This is a genomic window from Sphingobacterium humi, from assembly GCF_009768885.1.
Taxonomy (GTDB): Bacteria; Bacteroidota; Bacteroidia; order Sphingobacteriales; family Sphingobacteriaceae; genus Sphingobacterium; species Sphingobacterium humi.
In genome coordinates this window covers 297170-321562 of record NZ_WSQA01000002.1, presented here as the reverse complement: position 1 = coordinate 321562, position 24393 = coordinate 297170, and the positions used below count along the sequence as shown (strand labels likewise).

Annotated in this window: 22 protein-coding genes, 2 tRNA genes and 1 pseudogene; 16 read left to right on the top strand and 9 right to left on the bottom strand. The window is 40.9% G+C overall.

What is annotated here, in order from left to right; genetic code table 11:
* Positions 1-6 precede the first annotated feature (6 nt).
* From GQF63_RS03735 to GQF63_RS03725, 3 genes and pseudogenes are all read left to right on the top strand, one after another.
* Positions 7-576: a hypothetical protein gene (locus GQF63_RS03735; RefSeq protein ID WP_160367769.1), complete on the top strand. Its 570-nt coding sequence runs from the start codon at positions 7-9 to the stop codon at positions 574-576.
* A 92-nt stretch (positions 577-668) separates the two neighbouring features.
* Positions 669-1034 (top strand): ISAon1 family transposase N-terminal region protein, encoded by a 366-nt coding sequence (locus GQF63_RS03730; RefSeq protein WP_212592406.1) that lies wholly within the window; start codon positions 669-671, stop codon positions 1032-1034.
* 1 nt (position 1035) lies between these two features.
* A pseudogene (locus GQF63_RS03725) lies at positions 1036-1998 on the top strand (ISAon1 family transposase).
* Between the two features lie 99 nt (positions 1999-2097).
* Here GQF63_RS03725 and GQF63_RS03720 read toward each other — a convergent pair.
* Positions 2098-2182 (bottom strand) — tRNA-Leu (locus GQF63_RS03720).
* 5 nt (positions 2183-2187) lie between these two features.
* Positions 2188-2260: transfer RNA gene (locus tag GQF63_RS03715), tRNA-Gly, on the bottom strand.
* Positions 2261-2431: 171 nt separating this feature from the next.
* Between GQF63_RS03715 and GQF63_RS03710 the strand changes: the two genes are divergently transcribed.
* The 5 genes from GQF63_RS03710 to trxA all read left to right on the top strand — a co-directional run bounded on the left by GQF63_RS03710 (position 2432) and on the right by trxA (position 10664).
* On the top strand, positions 2432-4603 hold the full coding sequence (locus tag GQF63_RS03710) for a glucoamylase family protein (RefSeq protein ID WP_160367768.1): 2172 nt from the start codon (positions 2432-2434) through the stop codon (positions 4601-4603).
* 124 nt (positions 4604-4727) lie between these two features.
* On the top strand, positions 4728-5174 hold the full coding sequence (locus GQF63_RS03705; RefSeq protein WP_246163264.1) for an OmpA family protein: 447 nt from the start codon (positions 4728-4730) through the stop codon (positions 5172-5174).
* Between the two features lie 83 nt (positions 5175-5257).
* Positions 5258-5758 (top strand): MepB family protein, encoded by a 501-nt coding sequence (locus GQF63_RS03700; RefSeq protein ID WP_160367766.1) that lies wholly within the window; start codon positions 5258-5260, stop codon positions 5756-5758.
* Between the two features lie 66 nt (positions 5759-5824).
* Positions 5825-10246, top strand: coding sequence for a DNA polymerase III subunit alpha (dnaE, locus tag GQF63_RS03695; protein ID WP_160367765.1), 4422 nt, complete (start codon positions 5825-5827; stop codon positions 10244-10246).
* A 100-nt stretch (positions 10247-10346) separates the two neighbouring features.
* A complete protein-coding gene (gene trxA / locus GQF63_RS03690; protein WP_160367764.1) occupies positions 10347-10664 on the top strand; it encodes a thioredoxin in 318 nt (105 codons plus the stop codon).
* 54 nt (positions 10665-10718) lie between these two features.
* Here the strand turns inward: trxA and GQF63_RS03685 are convergent, their stop codons facing one another.
* A complete protein-coding gene (locus GQF63_RS03685; RefSeq protein ID WP_160367763.1) occupies positions 10719-12584 on the bottom strand; it encodes a TonB-dependent receptor plug domain-containing protein in 1866 nt (621 codons plus the stop codon).
* 70 nt (positions 12585-12654) lie between these two features.
* Entirely contained in the window at positions 12655-13566 is a 912-nt protein-coding gene (locus GQF63_RS03680; RefSeq protein ID WP_160367762.1) for a zinc dependent phospholipase C family protein, read from the bottom strand.
* Positions 13567-13677: 111 nt separating this feature from the next.
* On the opposite strand from GQF63_RS03680, the gene GQF63_RS03675 reads away from it, so the two are divergent.
* From GQF63_RS03675 to GQF63_RS03665, 3 genes are read left to right on the top strand one after another with little or no spacing between them, the layout of a single operon-like run.
* On the top strand, positions 13678-14664 hold the full coding sequence (locus GQF63_RS03675) for a glycosyltransferase family protein (protein ID WP_160367761.1): 987 nt from the start codon (positions 13678-13680) through the stop codon (positions 14662-14664).
* Between the two features lies 1 nt (position 14665).
* A complete protein-coding gene (locus tag GQF63_RS03670; RefSeq protein ID WP_160367760.1) occupies positions 14666-15343 on the top strand; it encodes an FKBP-type peptidyl-prolyl cis-trans isomerase in 678 nt (225 codons plus the stop codon).
* Positions 15330-16232, top strand: a complete 903-nt coding sequence (locus GQF63_RS03665; protein ID WP_160367759.1) for an aldo/keto reductase — start codon at positions 15330-15332, stop codon at positions 16230-16232. The genes GQF63_RS03670 and GQF63_RS03665 overlap by 14 nt, the downstream gene beginning before the upstream one ends.
* Before the next feature lie 3 nt (positions 16233-16235).
* Here GQF63_RS03665 and kdsB read toward each other — a convergent pair whose 3' ends face one another.
* The 4 genes from kdsB to GQF63_RS03645 form a co-directional block, all read right to left on the bottom strand.
* Positions 16236-16979 (bottom strand): 3-deoxy-manno-octulosonate cytidylyltransferase, encoded by a 744-nt coding sequence (kdsB, locus tag GQF63_RS03660; protein WP_160367758.1) that lies wholly within the window; start codon positions 16977-16979, stop codon positions 16236-16238.
* Between the two features lie 45 nt (positions 16980-17024).
* Positions 17025-17639, bottom strand: a complete 615-nt coding sequence (locus GQF63_RS03655) for a deoxynucleoside kinase (protein WP_160367757.1) — start codon at positions 17637-17639, stop codon at positions 17025-17027.
* Positions 17640-17647: 8 nt separating this feature from the next.
* Entirely contained in the window at positions 17648-18646 is a 999-nt protein-coding gene (gene trpS, locus GQF63_RS03650) for a tryptophan--tRNA ligase (protein WP_160367756.1), read from the bottom strand.
* Between the two features lie 108 nt (positions 18647-18754).
* A complete protein-coding gene (locus tag GQF63_RS03645; RefSeq protein ID WP_160367755.1) occupies positions 18755-19135 on the bottom strand; it encodes a hypothetical protein in 381 nt (126 codons plus the stop codon).
* A gap of 144 nt (positions 19136-19279) precedes the next feature.
* Between GQF63_RS03645 and GQF63_RS03640 the strand changes: the two genes are divergently transcribed.
* Together GQF63_RS03640 and GQF63_RS03635 are read left to right on the top strand one after the other, a co-directional pair.
* Positions 19280-19669, top strand: coding sequence for a hypothetical protein (locus GQF63_RS03640; RefSeq protein ID WP_160367754.1), 390 nt, complete (start codon positions 19280-19282; stop codon positions 19667-19669).
* Positions 19670-19737: 68 nt separating this feature from the next.
* The gene (locus GQF63_RS03635; RefSeq protein ID WP_160367753.1) at positions 19738-20526 is read left to right on the top strand and encodes an SDR family oxidoreductase; all 789 of its coding nucleotides are present in this window, start codon (positions 19738-19740) and stop codon (positions 20524-20526) included.
* Positions 20527-20580: 54 nt separating this feature from the next.
* On the opposite strand, the gene GQF63_RS03630 is transcribed toward GQF63_RS03635, so the two are convergent.
* Positions 20581-21456, bottom strand: a complete 876-nt coding sequence (locus GQF63_RS03630) for a PPK2 family polyphosphate kinase (protein ID WP_160367752.1) — start codon at positions 21454-21456, stop codon at positions 20581-20583.
* 321 nt (positions 21457-21777) lie between these two features.
* Between GQF63_RS03630 and GQF63_RS03625 the strand changes: the two genes are divergently transcribed.
* Genes GQF63_RS03625 through GQF63_RS03615 form a run of 3 tightly spaced genes read left to right on the top strand, consistent with a single transcriptional unit; the run spans position 21778 to position 24340 of the window.
* Complete coding sequence (locus GQF63_RS03625) at positions 21778-22467, top strand: hypothetical protein (protein WP_160367751.1); 690 nt, start codon at positions 21778-21780, stop codon at positions 22465-22467.
* Positions 22448-23179 (top strand): DUF3307 domain-containing protein, encoded by a 732-nt coding sequence (locus GQF63_RS03620; RefSeq protein ID WP_160367750.1) that lies wholly within the window; start codon positions 22448-22450, stop codon positions 23177-23179. The genes GQF63_RS03625 and GQF63_RS03620 overlap by 20 nt, the downstream gene beginning before the upstream one ends.
* An 18-nt stretch (positions 23180-23197) precedes the next feature.
* Entirely contained in the window at positions 23198-24340 is a 1143-nt protein-coding gene (locus GQF63_RS03615) for a serine hydrolase domain-containing protein (RefSeq protein WP_246163262.1), read from the top strand.
* Positions 24341-24393 lie beyond the last annotated feature (53 nt).

The window sequence follows — 24393 nt, the reverse complement described above, 5'->3', positions numbered from 1 at the left end:
TACAACATGGCAAGAATATTTTTATCAATTACATTGTTTTTTATATTGTTAACAAATTGTATGAACCAGAAAATGATGTTAGCACCTAAAAATATTACAGATAACAAGTTGTGTTTTGATGGTTATTATAAATTGAGGGGAAAGGCTATGTTTTATGATAGTGTAAAAAATAGTACTGCTTATGGCGTAGCTAAAGAATTAGATTCTTATAATGTTTATATATTTTATTCTAACGGTGTTTTTATAGGTGGAGAAACATTAAGAGCCGATAGTGTCAATAATAGAGCAGCATATTTATATGAAAGATACAAGAATAGTGGAAAAAGTAAAAGAGACGCAAATTTATGGGGTATATTCACAATGGTTGGAGATAGTATCAAAATTGAAAATTGGGAGCCTTCATCTGGTGGAGGAATGAAGACAGTCATTCGGATGGGAAAAGTTCTAAATGATACTACTTTTGTAATAACAGAAAAGTTGAATCATTATGATAATGAAAAACAATTGCTTCAAGATACGTTTAATTTCAGTAAACTTTCAAGAAAGCCTGATAGTACGAATATTTTTATTAAATGAGCATTAACAGGATGATCCAAACAAGGGATCATGTACAAAAGTTGTGGAGAGGACAAAAAATAATCGGATATTCGTGTTTGAAATTTTACCAGATGCACGATTCATTTAAAGCCCTCATGCCCCTTATTATTCCACAGGGAGTTTCTGATTATTTTGAGATGACCCATTATACGCAAGAAGCGGGTCGGTTGGATATTTTCTTGGAAGAGATGAATGTCATTCCTGAAGAATTTCAAAAGAATAAACTGACATCGAAAGGCTTCTTTGAACCTGTTACCCTACAGGATTTCCCTATTCGTGGACAACAAGTTTACTTACATGTCAAGCGTCGCAGATGGCTCAATCAAGACAGCAATAAAGTAGTTAGTAGGAATTGGGAGTTAGTAGCCAAAGGGACGCGTATCACACAGGATTTCGCGGCTTTTTTAAAAGGTATCAGCGGACAATCAGGCTCATAGCATCCAAACGATCAGTTCCTTCTATGGTATATCAGCCAGTAAGTTAAGGCGTTACTACCGAAATAAGCTGAGTGGCTTTCAGGATTGGGAACACCGGGAGAACGCTCGTGAAGGCCTTGTTTTTCCAGAGAACATTGGCAGCCATATTTCCATTGATGAGACTTGTCTGTCGCAGGGAGAGCTCTATACCGTGGTCACCAACAAGGGTGCTCGCGGCAAAAGGGGAACCATTATCGCCATCCTGAACGGCACCAAATCGGAGAATATCATTCCCATCCTTCAAAGCATCCCGGAAAGATTACGTAAAAAGGTATCGGAGATAACGCTGGATCTTGCAGGAAACATGGGGCTTATCGCCAAGAAATGCTTTCCACTGGCAGTTCAGGTAACAGATCGCTTCCATGTTCAGCAATTGGCTACAGAGGCACTTCAGGAAATCAGGATAAAGCATCGATGGAAGGCTATAGATGATGAAAACCAGGCCATTGAGAAGGGCCGTAAGCTCCAGAAGCCCTATTCCGCAAAGATATTACCCAATGGCGATACCCTTAAGCAGCTGTTGGCAAGATCTAGGTACCTGCTCTATAAGTCCTAGAACAAATGGACTCCTGACCAGAAGGAAAGAGCCGGGATACTCTTTGAGCTCTACCCAGATCTAGAAAAGGCCTATGAATTAAGCCAGAGATTATCGTGGATCTATAACAGTATCAAGGACAAGGGAGTAGCCTATGCCAAATTGGGGCTATGGCATCAGCATGTTGAGGCCTCGGGATTCAAATCATTCAATACGGTATCCAGGACGATAAAGAACCATTATAGAAACATCCTGAACTACTTTGATAACAGAAGTACTAATGCCTCAGCAGAATCGTTTAATGCTAAGATAAAGGCGTTCAGAAGTCAGTTCAGAGGTGTAGGAGATGTCAACTTTTTCTTATTTAGATTGACCAAATTATTTGCTTAGTCCACAGGTTTTGAAACTGATCCCAAACAAGGTCTAAGTACTAAATACAAAGTACTTTATACTAAAATAGCTCATCGCAAGATGAGCTATTTATCCAAGTACCTAGGGCGGGAATCGAACCCGCACTCCCTTAACGGGAACAGGATTTTAAGTCCTGCGTGTCTACCAGTTCCACCACCTAGGCAACTGAGCGAAAGACGAGATTCGAACTCGCGACCCCAACCTTGGCAAGGTTGTGCTCTACCAACTGAGCTACTTTCGCTTGACGTGCTGCAAATATAGAGAGATTTGCTTAACTGCAAAAATAATTCGTACACATTTCTTGCAACAGGCTTAAAATGTGCGTAATAATTTTATTGCGAAACAGAATAATGGGGCTATTTATCGTTTCTGGATGGAATTTTCATTATTTTTGGGCGTTTATTAGAATGATATGCGGCTTAAACTTCTACCTATTTTTCTTTTATTAATGTTTAGCTGGTCGGCAAAGGCGGAGACCTATCCGGAAGTTGTCTTTGACAATAGCTTGGTTAAAGGTTCGTATGCGCGAAGCGTGGTCGATTATAGTGGGGCAAGCTGGGTTGAAAATGTGAACAAACAGCTATTGGTATCCGACACTTTATTTTTCACACCTGGTAATGCCTTATCCTTGCGGTATTTGTCGCAAACGAATGGCGATTGGCGTGTGTTAATTCGCTACAGCCGCCAGAAGTTTCATTATCGTTTAGGGGCGGATGATTTCTTAAGCTTTAAACTATATGTGGGTTCCGACCAAACGAAGGCAGAACATTTGCCTTCCATTTCTATCAAACAGGGTGAGAACCAGTCGGTGAGTTTAGCCATTCAAAACTATATTGAAGATTACAATAATAACAGCTGGCTAAGTGTTCGGATTCCGGTAAAAGATTTTGCCGGTCTGAATCTGGAGGATAATATTTCAGGCGTGTTGTTAAGGCAATTAAACGAAAGCCCAAGCATGCATCATCTCTTTTTGGATCAAATGGAGTTTTTACCCGCTAATTATTCCAAGGTTCCATTAACTTCAGCCGCCGTATTAGGCAAAGCAACAGCCTATGGCAACCATGTTGATTTGCAATGGCAGGTGCCTTTAACACCGAGTATTCGTTATGTAAAGATCTATCGCTCTACAGATAATAAAGATTTTGCACCGATTGCGATTCGACCTACATACATGCTTCGCTGCTTAGACTATGTACCTATTCTGGATAAGAAATACTACTATAAAATTGCTTGGGTAGACTTCAACTATCGGGAATCACCCTTTTCGGAAGTATTGGAAGTGACACCCAAGGGACTTACGGAAGAAGCTTTCTTCAACCTGATTCAATTGGCGCACGTTAATTACTTCGTTGAGAATTTCGATATCAACTCGGGGCTATATATGCCTTTCCGGATGAAGGATAAAGCAGCGGTATCAGTACGTGAGTCAGGCGGTGCCATCTTAAGTCTATTGGTGGGTGTTGAAAAAGGCTTTATTAGTAAATCCTTATTTATCAACAGGGTGCAGCGGGTGGTAAACTTTTTGGCCAAGGCGCAGCATAAACATGGCTTTTTCCCTGCCTATTTTGATGGAAGAAAAGGATTGCCTGAATATTTTGGCCGTCGTCCGCAATATGATGTGGAAGCCTCCGCAGCCTTGATGGAGTCCTTATTAGTGGTTCGACAATATTTGAAAGGTGATGAGCAGGCGGAGAAAGATATTCGACGTGGTATTTCAGATATCTGGGAACGCATGAATTGGAAGGCAGTAACCTTGCCAAATAACCCCATGGTGTTAAGGTCTAAAGTCGATTTACTAGACGACTATTTCAATACGGATCCCATTGTAGGGGTGAATGTGGGTTTGAATGCCTATATGTTAGCCATGGCATCTACACGATTTAATATTCCTACCAATGCTTTTGCAGATGCCATAACCCATAAGTATAAAGCAATAGGAAAGACTGAGCCCATTGTTACGGATACCGTTATTACCGACTTTATGCGTCAAATGTCCTTGTTCCCGGACTTAAGTAGTCAGCCTACGCGAGATTCTATGCAATTGGTCTCGGCCTTGCAGGACACGATTCTTTATGGCGTGCGAGTGCCGTTTGGGCCGGCTGAAGGAAATCTATTAACGATGTATCGCCCATTCACAACTATTGACCCTAGATTGGCCAAGGTTGCCAATATGGATTTGCGCCAAATTGTAGCAGATTATTCGCGAATTGTTAAGCGTCGGGATAATGAGATAGGGGTAGGGACGACGAATTCGGATATTTGGGGATTCCACCAACGCCATGATAGTATTGGTAGCTATCGGATTAACCCAGCGATTTCCATTGCGAGCATATTCTTAGATGCTGGCAAAGCTAAGAAATCCATCTATTCCTTATATCATGAATTTGGAGAATCCTTATTTACAGAATATGGCTTTCGTTCTTGGATAGATTTGCGCAGTAATGATGTGTCGGATGAGTACCAAGCAAGCAATCAATCGAATGTGGTTGTACTGATGGAAAATGCGAAAACAGGATTGATCTGGAAGTTGTATCAGCAGATTCCTGAAATTCAAGGCGTTGAACAAAGGCTTTTCAAGAAGTGAAATAATTAGGTTTAAAACATTATATTTACAACAGCAATAAAGATAATCAACAATGAAGCGGATCCCTTTTATAACTTTTGCCGTAGTCGCAAGCTTAACTTTTTTTTCATGTAAACAACAATCCATGGTGGTGAATCCAGGCGCTGTGGTGAGTCAGGATGGTACAGATGACGGTTTGAAAAACGTTAAACGCGAGTTTAATGATGTGAAGCAAACGGATGAAGGTATTTTAGTTTCTATTTCTTCAGATTTATTGTTCAATACCAATTCCTCCTACCTAACGGAGAATGCGAAAAAAGAATTAAGCAAATTGGTGAAAGTGTTAAAAGATGATAGCAAGAAATCGAAAATCCGCGTGGATGGCCACACCGATGCTACCGGAACCGCTGAGTATAACCAATGGTTATCGGATAAGCGTGCTGCTTCCGTTAAGAAATTTTTAGTGGATGCCGGTATTGCGGATGCCCGTATTGGTATTAAAGGATTAGGCCAATCAAAGCCAGTAGCTGATAATAAAACGCCGGAAGGACGTCAAAAAAATAGAAGAGTAGAAGTTGTGATCTTGAAATAAGCAACAACATCTCTTTAATTAAAATAGTTGAAAACGGTTGTCAATGGAATATGGCAACCGTTTTTATTTTTAGGCTTTAATGAATGATAAAGGAATTAACTAAACTAAATGATTTGCTTTCTGAGCTGTATGGGCGAGCCATTGTAGAACTGTTGGAGGATGCGGACAGTAAAGCTTATGCGGGTTTTAATTTTAAACTGGGCGGGCAAGCCTTTAAATTTAGAAAATCTAAACAAACGCCAAAGAAGGCAGGTCAATTTGTAGTCCTGTGGAAACGTAATGAGGCTCGGGTATCTGTTCCTTTTGACATCCGTGATCATTTTGATTTTGTTATCATATGGTCTGAAGGGAAGGAACGATCGGGCTTTTTTCTTTTTCCCAAAAATAAGCTTGCCAGCCAACAGGTATTATCTGTAAAAGAAAATGAGGGTAAGCGAGGTTTTAGACTGTATCCGGATTGGGTTATTCCACCTAATAAACTAGCAGAAAGGACGAAAGCCTGGCAGGCACCTTATTTTATAGATTTTGATAATGACCGGGCTAAGAACTTAGAAGCTGTTAAATCGATTCTTTCGGAAGGATAGCTTTCTAAAAGCTCCTTTTTTTACGTATTTAATGAGTAATTTTGTTTGTTCTAGAGGGAAGATGCTATGTATATTATTTTTGATACGGAAACTACAGGGTTGCCGAAGCGGTGGGATGCGCCAATAACAGATACGGATAATTGGCCGCGATGTATCCAAATTGCTTGGCAAGTCCATGATGAGATGGGGCGAATGATTGAACATCAGGATTATTTGATTAAACCTGATGGATTTAACATTCCATATGATTCAGAGAAAATACACGGTATTTCTACAGCGCTCGCTGAAGAACAAGGGATTCCTTTGACCGAGGTGCTCGTTAAATTTAATGAAGCACTAGGCAAAGCAAAGTTCGTAGTAGGACAAAACATTGGCTTCGATATCAATGTGATGGGCTCTGAGCTATATCGCTACGGGGTGGAGAGTCCAATGGGCAGCATGCCTATTTTGGATACCTGTACGGAAGTAACAGCTGATTTGTTAAAACTACCCGGGGGACGTGGGGGGCGATTTAAGTTGCCGAACCTAACGGAGCTCCATTCTTATTTATTCGCTGTTCCTTTCGCTGAAGCGCATAATGCGACGGCTGACGTGGAAGCAACAACACGTTGTTTCTTTGAGCTTGTCCGGAGGCAGGTTTTTAAACCTGAAGAACTTCAGGTTGATACGGGATATTTTGTCGAGTTTAAGGACCATAACCCGGATGTTATTTCCCCGGTTGGACTTAAACACGTCAACTTAAAAGCGGCATCGGATGCTATTCGGGCGAAAACGGAACCGGATGCACCGAAGGTTACCATTGATGCGGAGACCTTAGAAGCCTTAAAAGATGCTGAATTCGCGCATTTGCATAACCATACGCAGTTTTCAGTTCTTCAATCCACCATTTCTATAGATAGTCTCGTGCAGGCTGCTGCTAAACAACAAATGCCTGCTGTAGCGATGACCGACCATGGGAATATGATGGGGGCATTCCACTTTGTAAATAAAGTGTTGGGGCATAATAAGGATGTCGAAGCGAAGAAAAAAGAGGCGGAAGAAAAAGGCGAAGAGTTTTCAGGCACAACCATTAAACCCATTGTAGGTTGTGAGTTTTTCGTGTGTGAAAACAGAAAAGATAAGTCACGGAAAGACAACGGTTATCAGATTGTTTTTCTAGCAAAGAATAAAAAGGGCTATCATAATTTAGCGAAGATGGCCTCTATAGCTTATACAGAAGGCTTCTACTATGTTCCGCGAATTGACCGCGCGGTGGTGGAGCAATATGCTGAAGACCTTATTGTGCTTTCTGGAAACCTTCAGGGTGAAGTGCCTAGTAAATTATTAAATATTGGAGAGAATCAAGCGGAAGAAGCCTTATTGTGGTGGAAGGAACGCTTTAAAGATGATTTCTATATTGAGATAATGCGTCATGGGCAGGAAGATGAAAATCGGGTGAATGAAGCCTTGATTCCTTTGGCTAAGAAGCATGATGTGAAGCTTATTGCAACGAACAACACCTATTATATCAATAAAGCAGATGCGCACGCGCATGATATCTTATTATGTGTGAAGGATGGAGAAAAGCTAGCAACACCGAAAGGTAGAGGCCGTGGCTTTCGATTTGGCCTACCCAATCAAGAGTATTATTTTAAATCGGCAGACGAAATGAAAAAGGTCTTTGCTGACTTGCCTGAAGCTATACTGAATATTGAAGAAGTTTTAGCAAAGGTGGAAACCTATTCCCTTAGCAGAGACGTCTTATTACCGAAGTTTGAAATCCCTGAGCAATTCCAGCATGCTGAAGATCTAGTTGATGGCGGTAAGCGTGGTGAGAATGCTTTTTTACGGGATTTAACCTATACTGGTGCAGCCAAGCGTTATCCGGAAATCACAGATGATATCCGCGAGCGTTTGGATTTTGAACTGGCGACGATCGAAAAGACCGGGTACCCAGGTTATTTCTTGATTGTTCAGGATTTTATTGCTGAAGCGCGTAAGATGGGGGTTTCTGTAGGGCCAGGACGTGGTTCTGCCGCCGGATCGGCTGTCGCTTACTGCTTGGGAATTACCAATATCGACCCCATTAAATACGATTTGCTTTTTGAGCGTTTCTTAAATCCAGACCGGGTTTCCATGCCCGATATTGATATTGACTTTGATGATGAGGGACGTGGTCGTGTAATGCAATATGTAATTGATAAATATGGCGCTTCGCAAGTTGCGCAGATCATTACCTATGGTACCATGGCAGCGAAGTCATCCATTAAAGATACGGCCAGGGTATTAGACTTGCCTTTAGCCGATGCCAATGAAATTGCGAAGTTGATTCCAAACTTAAAGCTTAGCAAAATCTTTAATATGGAAGACAAGGCCTTGAAGGAAGTGCTGCGTAGCGAAGAGCTGGAAGCCGTGAACAGATTGAAAGGCTTGGCTGATGGTGCAGGATTGGAAGCGGAGACCATTAAACAAGCACGCGTGCTGGAAGGTTCTATGCGTAATACAGGTATACACGCTTGTGGAGTAATTATTACACCGGATGACATTACGAACTTCGTACCTGTTTCTTTAGCTAAAGACTCAGATCTGTATGTTACCCAGTATGATAACTCCGTGGTGGAAAGCGCTGGTCTATTGAAGATGGACTTCTTGGGCTTGAAGACTTTGACCCTGATTAAAGACACGGTTCAAAACGTGAAGCTTCGTCATAATATTGAGTTAGATCCGGAAGCTTTTGATATTGCCGACGTAAAGACCTATGAGTTATTCCAACGGGGGGAAACGATCGGTATCTTCCAATATGAGTCGCCTGGCATGCAGAAATACATGAAGGAACTCAAGCCTACGGTATTTGCGGATTTAATTGCCATGAACGCCTTATACCGTCCAGGGCCGATGGAATATATTCCTTCCTTTATTAAGCGGAAGCACGGTATCGAGCCGATTACCTATGATGTGGATGCTTGTGAGGAATATTTAGCAGAAACCTATGGTATTACTGTTTATCAGGAGCAGGTAATGCTTTTGTCGCAGAAATTAGCAGGCTTCTCCAAAGGTGATGCCGACGTTTTGCGGAAGGCCATGGGTAAGAAGCAAAAGGCGGTTCTGGATAAGATGAAGCCTAAGTTTATCGATCAGGCTGCAGAGAAAGGGCATAATCCGAAAGTCCTTGAGAAAATATGGACTGACTGGGAGGCCTTTGCATCCTACGCCTTCAACAAATCTCACTCCACCTGTTATGCTTGGGTAGCTTATCAGACGGCCTTTTTAAAGGCGCACTATCCAGCGGAATATATGGCTGCCGTATTATCCAATAATATGAATGATATTAAGCAGGTGACCTTCTTTATGGAAGAGTGTAGACGGATGGGCTTAACTGTATTAGGACCAGATGTTAATGAATCTCATTATAAGTTTACAGTAAACGAGGAGGGGGCTATCCGTTTTGGTATGGGTGCAGTGAAAGGAGTTGGGGCAGGCGCTGTAGAGACCATCGTGCAGAGTCGGGAAGGCGAGCCTTATAAATCTATTTTCGATTTAGCGAAACGGGTAGATTTACGGATGATTAATAAAAAGGCCTTTGAAAGCTTAGCTTACGGTGGAGGGTTCGATTCTTTTACCGATACGCATCGTGCTCAATATTTTTATTCCGATCAAGATAACCCTAGCGGTATCGAGAAGGCTTTGAAGTTTGCACATAAGCATAAGGAGAATGAGAATTCTGCTCAAGTAAGTTTATTTGGATCAGGTGGCGCAGTAGAATTACCAGAGCCTAGCTTAACGCCTTGCCCGCAATGGGGATTAATTGAGAAATTGAAATATGAAAAGGATGTGATTGGTATTTATTTGACCAGCCACCCCTTAGATAATTATAAGTTTGAGTTGAGGCATTTCTGTGTAAACAACGTAACGGATTTGCAATTAATCAATAAAGTGAAGGCCGCTGAAGTAGATCAGGAGATATTATTGGACTTCAATCGGATTAAAAACAAGGAAGTGGTATTGGGCGGTATTATTGCTTTGGCAAACCATCGGGTTGCGAAATCAGGAAAGCCTTTCGGATCCTTTATCATTGAAGATTATTCAGACTCCTTTGAGATTATGGTGTTTGGCGAAGACTACGTAAAGTTTAAAGGCTATTTGCAAGAGGGCTATTTTGTTCAGATCAGGGGCTTGGTACAAGAGCGCTTTAAGCAGATCGGAAACTGGGGCTTCGAATTAAAGAGCATTCAATTGCTTTCTGATTTGCGGGAGAAAATGGCTAAAAGCTTTACTATTCAGTTTCCATTGCATATCCTGGATCAGGAGTTTATGACGCATTTATACCAATTGATTGATACGGCTCATGTGGAAGGGCAGGAGGCGAATTGTCAATTGAAATTCAAGATTATGGATGAACAAGACCGTTTATCGATTGAGATGCCGGTTAAGAAACGTAAGATTTATATCACAAACGAGCTTTTAGACGGATTGGAGCAGGTTGAAGGCGTGCGTTATACCCTGAATTAATAAGTTATCGCTAAAATCTTTTATCAGTTTAAATCGCATTTACAGCGGTATTCATTATCTTTGTTTATATTTAACGGAGTAAAACATAAATTAATTTAATATGGCATTAGAAATTACAGATAGCAACTTTGAAGAGGTTGTTTTAAAATCAGATAAACCAGTGCTTATTGATTTTTGGGCAGAATGGTGTGGCCCATGTCGTATGGTAGGTCCATTAGTTGATGAAATTGCTACTGAATACGAGGGAAAAGCAGTAGTAGGAAAAGTGAATGTAGATAATAACCCAGATATTTCTGTGCGTTATGGTATTCGCAATATTCCAGCTTTGTTATTCTTTAAGAATGGCGAGATTGTCGATAAACAAATTGGCGCAGTGCCTAAATCTGTATTAACAGAGAAATTAGAAAAACAATTATAATCTTCGGATTTCAAAAGATAAAAGGGCGTACTTGCAAAAGTACGCCCTTTCTTATTATTTAGTCCACTGATAGCGAAGACCGAGGTTTACCCATCGGGATGGCATCGGCACGGCACCAGCTTCCATATAACTTGCATCAAAAATATTCTGAATATCAGCAAATACGCTATACTTATTTTTGTGATAAGCCAATCGGAAATCGGCAATGAAGTAATGATTTGCGGAACTGCGTTCTAACCAACGGTTGGCGGAAGTGAATGTCCAATTATGCAGGGTATAACTCACTGAACCCTGCACTTGATGATTAAGACTCTCTATACCATATTTAATGATGCTGTTTTTATAATCATTAATGATAGAAGGGTTTAAGTAGGTATAGGCTAAGTTAAAGTGCAGCTGTTGTTGTTCAGCCAATCTTCTTTTATAGCTTAGGTTAGTAAATACCCCATGGGTTTTGTTGTTTCCAAGGTTTTGAGCCTGATAGGGTACATCTGTACTCTCCCGAAGCCAATCAATAAAGCGGCTAATATCGCGATAGAAATAACCAGCCTGCAAGCTGAGGTTATTGTTTTGATATTGTATGGAGGCTTCATTTTGCCAAGCAGACTCACTCTTTAAGGCAGGATTGCCGATATTTCCCGGCCTTTGGTTCAGGTATAGATCGGTAAAGGTTGGAATACGCTGACTGGTTCCTGAATTGACAGCAATACGAATATGATCTGTCGCCTGATAGCCTACATCGATCCCTGGAAAGATTTCCCAATCATAATCGCTGTTGTAATTTAAATACGCACCTACATTAATATCAAAGCGTTTAAATTTAGTGGTTCGGAACTCCGTAAAGAACCCGAAGTTCTCACGCGTATGTTTTCCGATGTTTGAACTGCTGATGTCTTCATAGCGTGCTTCTGCGCCCAAGCCTAAGTCTCCTAGGTTAGTTTGATACCGAGCATGCAGTTCTCCCGTTAAACTGTGCGTATAATGCTTGCTACGGCCTTTGCTAAGGTCATTACGATAATAACGATAGTCGTCTTCATTGTATCGATGGCTAATGCGCGGACTTAGGTACCAACGCTTGAATTGATGATGGGAGGAGATGCTCGAGAACACGGTTTCTACCACCTCATGTGATTCTTTATCGCCAGGTGCTGCATAATAGCCATTGGCACCAAAACTATTATGGATATAGCCTGCCATCATCTGCAGGTTATGATCGGGTGCAAATTGGATACCATTCTGGTAGTAAAGTTTCTCATTATCACTACTGCTATTATAACGTTGTCCGTTGCTGTATTCTTTACCAAAGAATAGCTGATGCTGGTGCTTTTCTTTGACAAAGGATCCGCCTAATTGCAGCGAGTTGCTATAATACATTCCATCTTTACCAGCTTCTTCTTCAACTTTTTTAAAGGAACTTCCACCGTTTAACTGAACAAACACTTGGTGCGACTCCGGTTGCTTGGTCACGATGTTGACAGCTCCTGTAAGCCCATTGATACCGTAAATCCGCGATACAGGACCACGTAGAATTTCAATGCGTTGTATTTCAGATAAAGCGATTGGAAGGTTAAGCATATGGTGACCCGTTTGCGGGTCGGAAAGTTTTACCCCATTAATAAGAATTAAGGTCTGGTCAAAGCTTCCGCCATCAATTCCGATGTCTGCTTGGGTACCGAAGGGCCCACGCTGTCGAATATCTACACCAGCAGCGTAGCGCAATACCTCATTTAAACTATGGCTAGGCAATTGTTGAATTTCTTCCTGGCTAATAATTTGGATATTTCTGTTGCGTTGGTCAAATGGAATTTGAAGTCTGTTTTCTTGAATGATAACCTCATGAATGCGTGTTGTGTCTGTTTCTTGGGCAAATAAATAGCTTGGCGCTAGCGCGAATAAGAATAAAAACTTTGTCGATGACATGGTTAAAAATTTTCCAAAGGTAAATAAAATATCCTAGTAAAATAGCTTCAATGCTAGTTCTGATGGCCTTTTATTCGGGCAGGATAGGAGAATCCTGGTTTTCCACGTCACGCAAGGGGAGGTCTTTCAGGTCTGGTTGACCAGCATCGATCCAAGCACTGTACCATAAGGAGCTGACGGCTTTTATAGATGCTCGTATCTGTCGCTCCACCATACCATTTAAAGCGTTATGGTATTGTTCACAAAAGGTTTCGCTATAGCTGTAATGGATCATATGATTTCGAAGAACATACGCCTTCTTAAACAGCAACGAATTAGCTGCCGTTAGTTCTTGTTCCAAGCTTAATACTGAATCTACTAAAGCATGGCTTGTTAATACGGCCTGCCAAGCCATATCACTAACCTTGTCAACGTATTGGGGTTTTCCAACCCAAAGGTTATAGCTATGGAAGTATAATTCAGGAAGTCTGCTTTCCCATAAGCCGTGAATCCCAATTTGATCGCTGAATTGGCCATTGTAATTACTACTGGTATGCAAGGGAACATGCGTATCTGCTACATAATGCCCCAGATCAGCGGCATAGTGTATAATACGTTTGCTGTTTTTATCTATGAAAGCTTGGGTTAACTTTTGATAAGTAAGTTGTACTTGCCATGGCACGATTCCTTTACGCAAAATATCCTGCTGATTTTGCCTTTGCTTAATCTTAAACCATGGAATCATTAGAGAGTCGATGGGGTCTTTATGGCGGTCTAAGTCAATATAATGGCGGACAGCTTCATTGCTATCTACATACACTCGTTTATCCGCATTGATTGCTCTTTCGGTTAAAGTGTAGCTGTTTTTCTTAAAGAATACCGCCATTTCGATAGGAAGGGTATATATCGCATATTCATTAATTTTACGATGAGCAAAAAAGCCCCAGGATTGTAGGCTGAGTGCCAATAGGATAAAAATCAGGAGCGTCAAAATGCGTTTCATGACGATAGCGGTTAAGCTATAGAAATATAGCCATTTAAATGAAAAGATAAATGAATTAATTAAGAAGATTTAATCGATTTTCGTTATTTTCGGGCTCAATCAAATTGCTGAATGAAAATTTTATATGCTGTACAGGGTACAGGAAATGGACATTTAACCAGGGCGATCGACATTATTCCTTGTCTTCAGGCTTATGGTCAGGTAGATGTACTGGTAAGTGGTATTCAAGCTGATATTGAATTACCCTTTGAAGTGAAATACAGGTATCATGGTTTAAGTTTTATTTTTGGTAAATCGGGTGGAGTAGATTTATGGAAAACCTTTATGGCTTCTACCGTTCGCAAGTTTGTGAAGGAGGTTAATTCTGTTCCCGTGGAAGACTATGATTTGGTCATCAATGATTTTGAGCCTATCTCGGCTTGGGGTTGTTATTTTAAGGAGAAGAGTTGTATTGGATTAAGCCATCAAATTGGTGCCTTCGACCCGGCAAGTCCCAAACCCGAGGAAAATGATATGATGGGACGGTTTATTATGAAAAACTACGCGCCCTCGACCAGTTCCTATGGCTTTCACTTTAAGTCTTATGCAAATCACATCTTTACGCCTGTAATCCGACAGGCCGTGCGACAATTAGACCCGGTAGATAAGGGCCATTATACCGTATATCTTCCTTCTTACGATGATGCCCATTTAATTAAACAGTTAACCCGCTTTTCTGATATTGAATGGATTGTTTACTCTAAACATAATAAACGACCGTTTAAACATAAGAATGTAGCCATCAATCCGATTGATAGCGATGCCTTTGTTCAAAGTATGGCCAGTTCATCGGGCGTATTATGTGGGGCAGGCTTTGAAACGCCTGCAGAAGCCTTATATTTGGGCAAAAAACTATTGGTTATTCCGATGAAGAACCAATACGAACAACACCTGAATGCAGCCTCCCTAGAGGAGATTGGGGTGCCAGTCATAAAATCATTGAAAAAGAAATACGAATACGATATGGAGGCTTGGTTAAACGCTAAATCAAGAGTAACGGTAGATTATCCAGATTGTACCGCCTCAATTATCGAAAAAATTATTAATAAGCACACCTAACATGAAGTATATTTTCAGCCTCTTCCTCGCCTTTTTAATGTTTTCTAGCCTATCGGCCCAATCTTTAAAAAACTCGAATGATTCTTTGTCCCAAGCCTTAGGCCAAGATTTAGGCAAATACCTAAAAAGTATGGAGCTGCCTTTAAACAAGGCTGTATTAACCAAGGCTATTCAAGATATGCTGGATGGTAAAGCCCCTTTATTTGATGAAGAGGCTAATAATACAATCATTCGTAGAGGCATGGCGCGTGTTCAAGATGAACGCAATGAAGCCTTAAAGGCGAAAGCGAAGGTCTTCTTAGACCAGAATAAACAAAAGGCAGGTGTAAAAGTAACGCCTGAAGGATTGCAATATCAAGTCATGCAGGAGGGGACAGGTCTTCAACCCAAACCAACGGATGAGGTAGTTGTTCATTATAAAGGCACCTTGCCAGACGGTACTGTGTTTGATAATTCCTATGATCGGAATGAACCGATTAGCATTTCCCTGGATGAAGTGATTGCAGGTTGGAAAATTGGGATTCCCTTAATGAAGGTTGGCGGTAAATATCGTTTTGTTGTTCCTTCGGACTTAGGGTATGGCGAACGCCAAAGTGGTCCTATTCCTGCATTTAGTCCTTTGATTTTTGAAGTAGAATTACTCAAAATTGTAAGTAAAGAAGCACATGAGGAAATCTAGTATAAAAGGTTTGGATACAGCTGTATCCGCAATTTCTATTGGCGCTATGTCTTTGGATTATCAAGATCCTTCGACCTCCCGTTACATCCTCGATAAGGCGCAGGAATGCGGAGTTAATTTCGTGGATACAGCCGATTTATACAATCAAGGGCAGAATGAGTCGCTTATCGGATCCCTGATTAAAGATAATCGCTCGAATTGGCTATTGGGTACCAAAGTAGGGAATAGCTGGAAAGCAGATGGTTCAGGTTGGGAATGGAAACCCTCAAAGCAATACATCTTACAGGCTGTTGAAGCAAGTTTACAACGCTTGCAAACCGATTATATTGATCTGTATCAACTGCATGGTGGCACCCTTGATGATCCGTTTGATGATATCTTAGAAGCCTTTGCGTTGTTGAAGGAACAAGGTAAAATAAGAGCTTACGGCATTTCTTCCATTCGACCCAATGTATTCCTTAAGTATGCCCAAGATGGCCGTATTTCGACTAATTTAATGCAGTATAGTTTGTTAGATAGACGGCCTGAGGAATATTTGCAAAAGCTAGAAGAAGCTGATGTAGCAGTCTTTGTTCGCGGTGCTCTGGCACAAGGCCTATTAATCGATAAACCTGCAAAAGCCTACTTAAGCTTAGATGAAGCCTCGGTGGCTAAGGCACAATCAATGATTAAGGCATCGGCACATTTATATAATCTAGCCCCATTAACCCTTGCTTTAGCCTATCCTTTAGCACAAAAAGCCGTGAAAACTGTAGTTGCTGGTATTCGTACGAAAGCACAAATGGATGACTTAGCGAAGGCTATCCAACAATTGGAAGAAGTTCCAAAAGAGGTCTTGTCAGATCTATATGAAAAGCTACCTACAATCTGTTATACAGATCATAGGTAATTTTTATGCTTGAAAATATTTCTTCTTAATAGCCTCCAGATCATCTGGCGTATCGATCGCATCATTAACATGATTAGATACCGCTGTTTTAATGCGATAGCCATTATCAATCCATCTTAACTGCTCCAAGGATTCTATTTTCTCCAGGTTTGAAACCGGTAGCTTTGTTAATTCTTTCAGCACATCGGCGCGGTAGCCATAGATGCCAATATGATTGAAGTAGGTAGCAGCCGCTAACCAATCTTTCATGTCTTTACCACGGAAATAGGGTATAGGCTGCCTAGAAAAGTAAATTGCTTCCTCTTTACTGTTGATGACAACCTTGGGTTTATTCACGTTGGCTAAATCTTCGAATGCCGTAATGGGACGCACTAATGTGGCGATTTCCACACTGGGTTGATCGAAGCAAGCGACCAATAGATCGATTTGTTGGGGATCGATAAAAGGTTCATCCCCTTGAATGTTGATCACAATATCGAATCCGGAAATTCCATTGATAACCTCAGCGCAGCGGTCCGTTCCAGATTGATGGTCTTTATTGGTCATGACCACATTGCCGGCAAAGCTTTTTACATGATCGAATATGCGTTGATCATCTGTCGCTACAATAACTTCCTGTAAAGAGCTGGCATGCCTTACTTGATTGTATACCCGTTGAATCATTGTTTTTCCACCAACGTCTACCAGAGGTTTCCCCGGGAAACGGGTAGAATCATAGCGTGCTGGAATTACTCCTATTGCTTTCATACGTTAAAAATAATAAAAAAGCCAGTAATCAACTGGCTTTCTATCTTAAAATAAACCGAAGAGTTCGGTTTCTATTTTTTGAATAATGGTACCCAGATCCTCTTGATTGTTGGCGAAGTCGAGGTTGTCTTTATCCAAGACCAATAATTTACCTTCTTTGTAGTTTCCGATCCATTTTTCATACTTCTCATTTAGTTTAGAGAGGTAGTCTAAGCGGATTCCGGACTCGTAGTCACGCCCACGCTTCTGAATATTGTTTACCAAGGTCGGTACCGAGGCACGCAGGTAAACCAACAGGTCAGGTGGCTTGATGTAATGGATGATACTTTGAAAAATATCGCTGTAGTTTTCAAAGTCGCGGGCGCTCATCAGGCCCATATCATATAAGTTTTCTGCAAATATATAGGCGTCTTCATAGATTGTACGATCTTGAATCATATTGATTTCACGGTTTTGTAGATCGACAATATGACGGAAGCGACTATTTAAAAAGAATATCTGCAAGTTAAAGGCCCAGCGTTTCATATCGCTATAGAAATCCTCTAAATAAGGATTGTTTTCAACGGCTTCATACTGGGGTTCAAAATTTAAATGCTTGGCTAGTTTCTCGGTAAGTGTTGTCTTGCCAGCACCAATATTTCCAACAATGGCTATATGCATAATATCTTTTAATACAGTTTTTTAAGGCCAATAATTTCACGCACTTCTTTAATGGTTTTCTGCGCAGAGGCAGCGGCTTTTTCTGCACCTATTTTAATCGCTTTCTTGATGTATTCATCGTCATTGCGGATGCTTTCTATGCGCGAGCGAACATCGGCCGTAGCCAAGATCATATCCTCAGCAAGCTGCTTTTTAAAATCTCCATAACGGATTTCGCACTTGTTGTAAAGCTCATCGAAATGCGCCAGGGTATCTGCTGAAGAAACAACATTCATTAACTCAAATAAGTTTTGAACAGCAACGGGCTTTTCTTGATTCATTTCCGTAGGTCCACCATCTGTTACGGCCCGCATAATTTTCTTACGGATCGCATCTTCAGTATCGGCTAGGTAAATACAATCGGCTTCACCATTTGATTTTCCCATTTTCCCTTCACCAGAGAGGCCAGGGATTTTAACCAGCTTATCTGAATACGAGAAGGCAAAAGCTTCTTTGAAGTAGTCAACATTATACAAACGGTTAAAACGGTTTCCAAACGTTCTGGTCATTTCTAAATGCTGCTCCTGATCTTTGCCCACCGGAACCTTGGTGCCATGGTGAATCAAAATATCACAAGCCATCAATACAGGATAGGTTAATAACCCTGCATTTACATTATCTGGATTAGCTCGAACCTTATCTTTAAAAGATGTTGCGCGTTCCAGTTCGCCTAAATAGGCGTTCATATTCATGTATAAATAGAGCTCGGCCACCTCAGGAACATCCGATTGTACGTATATGGTGGATTTCTCTGGGTCGATGCCTGCTGCTAAGTATTCGACTACCACATTTCGAACCGTGCTGTTTAGGTCATGCGGTGTAGGGTGAGTCGTTAAAGAGTGTAAATCAGCAATAAAAAAGAAGCAGTTGTATTCATCCTGCATCTTTACAAAATTGCTTAACGCTCCGTAGTAATTTCCTAAGTGTAATTTTCCGGTACTTCTAATACCGCTAACAACTGTTTCCATATGCAGGCAAAGGTAGCGAAAAAATGCTGATTTTTTCGGTATGCTTACGATAAAAACTGTCGGGAATAGCGGTGTTTACGAAGGTTCTCCGCAGTTTAACTTGCTGGATTAGCAGATTTGCGGGTTTTCCAGTAAATCACATACATAGCCTAATACTTCAGGCTCGGAAGCACCATCTTCTAACATCGAAAAGGTAAGGTAGGCAGCATAGATTTCCGAACTAAAGAGCACATGTTTATCCGATACGATGGTATCAATAATACCTTCGCGCACATCGATGCCCAAATGCTCTAATTCATTGTGTAAGTTGGTGGAAATACTTTCATGATCTTCACCTGATGCAAAGCCTACGATGATATGAAGGATCAACTTATCGAAGAGCTCCGTTTCCATGTTTCTAAACTTAGTGGCATAAAGATCGGAGTCGAAACGACTTTTTGCACTTGAGACAATTTTGTCCCAAATCAGGTATTCCGTTTTCGTTTGCATGACTTAAAGTTTATAATTTGTTAACAGTAAATATAATGATAATTATCTTAACATCCAATGCTAGGAGGGGCTTTTTGTGTAGGGGCAAAGCAAACAATAGCAGGGGATTAACTGTTCTTTTATTAAGACTAAAATGAATGTATTATGATAGATCCAAAAAAGAATAAAAGCAATCAGGAAGATGAAAACAGAGATATGGAACCCCAAGACTTAGCCTATAATGAAGAAGAGGATAGTTATGAATTAGATGTTGATGATAATGATCCGGACTGGGATCATCCGGCAGATTATGACACCATAAGTGAGGGCGCCGAGACTGACGATTCCACCTATGACCCTGCCAATCCTTTCGTTGGTGAAGAGTATGCTTCACGGGATGAGCTGCAAGAGGAAGATCTGACCGATAATAACATGCATATTGAGGAGGCTAAAGACCTCAAGCCTTCTAAATTGGATGAAAAGTTAGCCCGAAATGCCGAAGATGAGCGGGATGATTTGGATGAAGAAGGCTATCCTAAAAATGATGAAGCTTAAGCTTGCCTCCATTTTCGTTTTCCATTTTAGGTGGGGATGGCTATATTTAGAGAAAAATCAAGCTGAATATGCAAATTAATTTAAAAGGGAAAACAGCCTTAGTTGGTGGAGCCTCTGGCGGGATTGGGAAAGCCATTGCTGTGGAGTTAGCAAAATGCGGTGCTCGTGTTTTCTTAATGGCTAGAAACGAAGATAAATTAAAACGGGCACTACAAGATTTATCAAGGGATGCGGGACAGGAACATGGATACGTCTTGAGTGATTTTAATGATTATGAAAAGCATAAAGCGGTGCTCTCTTCTTTTTTTGAAACGCATCACATCGATATCCTTGTCAATAATACCAATGGCCCTACGGCAGGAGATTTGACCGGAAAAGGAGAGGATGATTACCAGCAAGCCTTTGAGTTGCTGTTTCAAAATGCTGTTTTCGCCAGTAATTTAGCTATTCCGCATATGCGCAGGGCAGGCTATGGGCGTATTATCAATGTGTCGTCCATGACTGTTAAAGAGCCGCAAGATGGCTTGGTGCTTTCCAACACTATGCGCACGGCCTTGGTAAGCTGGAGTAAATCCTTAGCCAATGCTGTAGGTAAAGATCAGATTACGGTGAATTCGATTTTAACGGGCTACTTTGAAACCGATAGGTTGAAAAGTTTGATGGAGCGGCAAGCTGAACAGGAAGGCCTTTCTGTGGCTGAAGTAAAACAGCAGCGGGCAGATAGCATTCCCGTAAAGCGATTAGGGAAACCCGAGGAATATGGTTATTTGGTTAGCTTCCTCGCCTCGCCCTATGCAGCGTTCTTAACAGGAGCCGCTATTCCCCTAGATGGCGGGCTTTCCAAAACCTTGTATTAATAACCCTTATCCAAAATATTTGATGCTGTATAACGCTTAAAGAACAATTGGAGGCTATTCCGCCTCCAATTGTTCTTTATATTTCCGCTTATGCTCTTCTATTTCAGGTGGCATTTCAGGGTATTTGATGTCCTTATAGGCCACTAAAAGTTCGTATATAATTTGGGCTACCAAGTATCGGGCTACGGGTTTGCTATCCGATGGAATAATATACCAGGGTGCATTCTTTTTACTGCAATTTTGAATGGCTTCTTCATAACATTGCATGTATTTGTCCCATAGTTTCCGCTCGGCTAAGTCGCCCGGGGAGAATTTCCAGTTTTTCTCTTCCTCTTCCAAGCGGCTCAATAAGCGTTCTTTTTGTTCTTTCTTGCTTAAGTTTAGAAAGAACTTCATCACGATTGTACCGTTCTCTGTAATTCGTTTTTCAAAATTATTAATTTGCTCAAACCGCATTTTCCAAAAATCCTTCGGTAAATTCTTCGGATCGTTAATATGCGGTATACGTTCATTTAAAAGGTATTCCGGATGGACACGAGTAACCAATACATTTTCATAATGGGTTCTATTGAATACCGTGAATTTTCCTTTCTCAGGAAGCTTAATTTCATGACGCCATAAATAATCATGCTGTAATTCCTCTTCCGAAGGAGTTTTAAAACTCTCTACCAGCACACCACGTACATTGATTGCTTTAAACACTTCGCGTATTAAGGAGTCTTTTCCTGCGGTATCCATCCCTTGCAGGCAAATTAATACACTGTATTTATCATGTGCATACATCATGTCTTGGATGGCGGCAATTTTCTTGCGGAGCTTCTTAAGCTCTGTTTTTGCAAATTCCGGATCTATCACATCCCGGATATCCGTAGGATGCTCTTTGATTTTAAAATTACCCTTCGCGGCGAATGTTTTTGCGTAGTTCGTCATAGTTTATCTCTTGGTATAGCAATTTAATAATTTTTTATGGCTTTCTGTTTTGCTCAGCGTGTGTACAACCGAATATTTCCCTCCCTTTGATGGTCAAGATCGGTCATATTCCTAATTATTACTGATATCGGTAATAATTCAAAATATTACCGAAAACTGTAATAATCTCAATTATTACTGAAAACTGTAATATTTGCAATTATTACTAAAAACGGTAATATTTTAAATTATTACAGAAAACTGTTATATTTGGAAATATTACTGAAAACTGTAATATTTTAAATTATTACACATTATGGTTATATTTAAGATTATAACGTATTGGAACAAACATTAGCGCGCTTAATCCAAAGCGAGCACAGCTATCAGAAAAACAAGGGGATAATTACATCAGGCATGCAATATTACATCATTATAACAGGGGACATTATTCATTCTCGAAAACACGAGAGTAGTGCATGGCTTCCACAGTTAGAAGCAGCATTGAAACAGCAAACGACCGATTATGATATTTTCCGCGGCGATAGTTTTCAAGCGGAAGTACCCTTAGACCGGGTATTTCACTGTGTTTTCTACCTAAAGGCGGTCATGCGCCAAATTGAAGAAATGGATGTGCGCATCGGTATCGGGGTGGGGCAGGTTTCCTTCCGTAATCATACCATTAAGCAATCCAGTGGAGAAGCCTTTTTCCTTTCCGGTAAGGCCTTGGATTCCCTATACAAAGAAAGTATCGAATTTATATCACCTTGGGCCGATTTAAATGAGAACCTCAATTTATTGCTAACCCTCAGTACCCGCCTGCTGGATCAATGGACCATTAATATGGCTGAAACCGTGCAGAAAATGATGGAGTATCCGGAGAAGAACCAATTGGAAATTACACAGCTCCTCAACCGAAGCAACCAAAGCCAGGTCAGCAGAGAGCTCAATCGAGCAAACTACCCGAAGCTCAACGAGGTTATCCAATATTGTACGAAAGAACTTGCCCGTTATGTTAACAAGCCTGCTTAAAATGCTCATCGCCCATTTAATAGGCGATTTTGTTTTGCAACCCAAAAGCTGGGTAGAAAAAAGAAATACGCAAATTCAGTATTTGTTTCTGCATATCGCAGTGCACGCTGGCTTATTAATTCTTTTCTTTATTAATGACTTAGCCGGGAATTGGCAAAACATCGTATTTCTACTGTCGGCTCATTTAGCCATTGATAGTTTAAAAATCGGACTGGAACGGAATTGGCGAATCAAACCGATTTACCTTTTTACCCTCGATCAAGCCCTGCACTTCGCCAGTATTGCCGCTGTATTTTTCTTTCGCAGCAATGGCGCATGGCAGCAGATGATGCAACAGCTACAGGTAGACAAGTTATTGGTCGGCATCATTGCCCTATTGCTTCTTGTTTTTGCCATACCCATCGGCATTCGTTTATTCTTTAGTAAATGGCATAAAGAAACTGATTTCAACAACAAACGTAAAACCACCCTGTTTAATGCCGGAACGATTATAGGCATCATGGAACGCTTAATGATCCTGGGTTTTGTGCTGTTGGATATGAATGAAGGCATTGGCTTTCTATTAGCCGCCAAGTCCATCTTTCGCTTTGGCGATTTGACAAATGCAAGGGATACCAAATTTACAGAATATGTGATGATTGGAACCTTGTTAAGCTTTGGCCTGGGCATGCTGGTCGCCTTCAGCTTAAAACAAGTGCTGGCCCTGCTTTAATTATTGGATATGAAAAACATGATGATACATACAAAAACAATAGCAGTATTTTTGCTTAGCCTCTTCTTGATAGGACAGGTTCAGGCACAATCTGCCGATTTTAACAACAAACTGAAACAGGTCGCCGATCGTTATGAAGCCGTAGGTCTGGCCATTGTCGTCGTAAAAAATGGAAAACCAGTCTATTCCAATGCCATCGGCTATCAGGATGTGGAAGCAAAGAAGCCATTAACCACCGACAACCTTTTCCGCATCGCCTCCATTTCAAAGTCCTTTAGCAGTACCGCGATAATGCAATTGGTGGAAAAGGGAATAATTTCCTTAGACGATGATTTTGGCGATTTAGTAGGTTTCCCCGTTCGTAATCCCAATTTCCCGGATAATAAAATTACCTTGGAGATGGTGCTATCCCATCGGTCTAGCATCAACGATAAAAACGGATATTTCTCCTTAGATGTCATTAATCCGGCCAAGAATAAAGATTGGAAACAATCGTATAACAGTTATGCACCTGGCCAAGGCTATGAATATTGCAACCTTAACTTTAATATGGTAGGTGCTGTTCTTGAACGGCTCACGCAGGTGCGATTTGATAATTATATCAAACAGCAAATTCTAGACCCCTTGCAGCTAGCTGCAGGCTATAACATCGATTCTTTAGACAAATCGCGCTTTGCAAAGCTTTATGTAAAAGAAAATGGAAAGTTTGAGGAACAGCCCTCAGCCTATAATCCACGTTCCGAGGAAATTAAAAACTATACCCTCGGCGAGTCTACGCCAGTTTTTTCCCCAACAGGAGGGATGAAGATTTCAGCCAACGATTTAGCTAAATATATGTTAATGCATATGAACTATGGTAAAGTAGGCAAGCTGCAATTGTTGCGCAAGAAAAGTGCGAAGCGCATGCAAAAGGGGCTATCTGAAAAAGAACATTATGGCCTGGCCTTATTAGAGAACGATCGCTTAATTCCCGGTGAACACATGATCGGGCATACCGGCTCAGCCTATGGCCTGTATAGCAATATGTTTTTTGAGCCGAAGCAGAAATTTGGATTTATTGTCATTACCAATGGTTGTATCCCTAAAACCGATAGCCACGATGATATCTTATTATCCAAAGAAGTTATTCAGCTGTTATACAGTGAATTCATTAAAAAATAATAAACAGATTGGTTTTCTGCGGGACACAGCCTAAACCATTTATGGATACAGTT